We start from the raw sequence: 2,267 nt of genomic DNA on the forward strand, positions 1-2,267 counted from the left end.
CCCACATTCCGCACCCTTAACTGGCACATAGGAGAACGCATCGCCATTTTAGTACATAAGAACTAAAAAAGAAGTAGAGCGTAAGAGTACTAATGAGAATATATAGCATTAAATTAAGTAACTGAGTCTGAAGGGGCTTTCACGCCCTTATTAAAGATTTAGGCGAGAAATAGAGAATCTAAAAGACGTGAGAAAAATTAATCTTTAAAATTAACAGTGAGGTGTGAGAATTGAAGCAGAAATCCTTACCTCAATTTTATTGTCATGCTGAGTGTGAAAGATATTGAAATCCAGAATATAGATCATTTAGGCATAGTAGCGGGAATAGTAGACTCGATTGGATTAGTAGAAATAATTAATGATTTATTAGGTGAAGAGAAAGGAGTAAGGTAGAGTGCAGGACATGTTGTAAAAGCAATGATTTTAAATGGATTAGGCTTTGTGTCTAAGCCTTTATATATGTTCCCGAAATTTTTTGAGTCAATAGCTTGCGAGCATTTAATAGGACTCGGAGTAAAACCGGAGTATCTAAACGATGATAAACTTGGTCGAGTCATGGATAAATTATTTATCAAAGGGCTTGATACAATATTTTTGGCAATTTCGTTAAATACAGTTAATAAGTTTCAGATATCCTTAGCATCATCACATCTAGACTCATCATCAATACATTTACATGGGGAATATAATTCGACTTTACCAGAAGTAATATTTGAACATCAAAAAGATGAGAATTCTCAAGACCAAGAAGATTCACAATTAAGATCATCACAAGCGATCAGTGTAACCTACGGGTACTCTCGTGACCACAGACCAGATTTAAAACAGTTTATTATAGAACTTATATGTTCGGGGGATGGAGATCTACCAATATTTTTGAAATCTGCCTCAGGAAATCAAGCAGATTCATCATGCTTTGGAGAAATAGCGGTTGAATATCAAAAACAAATAAAAGTCGATAGTCTAATAGTTGCTGACTGTGCGCTATATACAGAATCGAATATCAAGTTAATGTCTAAGTTGCGATGGTTATGTAGAGTACCTTTAACGATAAAATCAGCACAATCATTAGTATCAACTCTACCAGAATCAGAATTGAGAGCAAGTAAATTAGAAGGGTATTCATTTGTAGAAAAAACAGTAACTTATGCAGGGGTAGTGCAAAGATGGCTGGTAGTGCAAAGCCAAGCTAGAAGGGAATCAGACCTTCGTAAATTATCACAAAAAATTACCAAATCATCAGAGAAATCTTTGAACGAATTGAAAAAGTTGTCCCAAGAAAAGTTTGCGTGCGAAGCGGATGCAATTCAGGCATTAACAAAACTATCCTCACAATTTAAATATTACCAAATTGAGAATAGCATTCTCACTGAGTTAACATCAGATAATCAAGACGAGCCACAAAAAAAATATTACCAAATCTCAGCAACTATCTGTAAAAATGAAAGTAAAATCAACACAGAAATACTGAGTGCAGGTAGATTCATAATTGCCACCAATATTTTAGAGTCAAGTGAACTTAGTAACGATTCAATGATTTCTGAATATAAAGCACAACAATCTTGTGAGAGAGGATTTGGTTTTCTTAAAGACCCTTTGTTTTTCGCCGATAGTATTTTTCTCAAAAGTCCAGAGAGAATTGAAGCATTGGCAATGATAATGGGTTTATGCTTACTAGTCTATACTCTGGCACAAAGACAAATACGAGCAGCTTTATCTGAGTCGAAATCAACAATTAAAAATCAGTTAGGTAAATCAACAGAACGTCCCACTTTAAGATGGATCTTTCAATGTTTTCAATCAATTCATTTGGTAACATTTAATCAGGAAAAACAAGTTTCTAATTTGACCCAAGAGCGAGATTTTATCCTTACACTGTTACCAGAAGATTGTCACCGTTACTATCAATTTGTTACATAACTATTTTCGCACATTGTATTTATTTGTTGATTTACTTCTCACCGCTAGAGCTATCTAATTTGATTGATAGCTCTCAAAAACCATGTTATGATTTTACGTTTAGATGTGACAGCTATCAATAATATTGCTAATAAGTACTAGTCAACATAGAAATTTATTTATCAAGTAAGCTTAAACAAGCTTTTGCATTCTTATTGCTAATTATTGAGAATAGCTTTTCATGTCATAGCACTCTTGTTGATGCTTTGTAAAATGTCTTTTTTGACGTATTTGTCTCATTTTATTCTTGGTTTGCTTTTTTATTTCAGTAATTACCGATTGTGACACTATTGGGTGCGGAATATAGG

At 33.7% G+C, this 2,267-nt stretch carries 1 pseudogene; it reads left to right on the top strand.

The features are described 5' to 3' along the window. Positions 1-264 precede the first annotated feature (264 nt). A pseudogene (locus ICL16_RS23630) lies at positions 265-1,920 on the top strand (IS1634 family transposase). The last annotated feature ends 347 nt before the right edge of the window (positions 1,921-2,267 follow it).

The sequence above is a fragment of the Iningainema tapete BLCC-T55 genome (genome assembly GCF_014698965.1).
Lineage (GTDB): Bacteria > Cyanobacteriota > Cyanobacteriia > Cyanobacteriales > Nostocaceae > Iningainema > Iningainema tapete.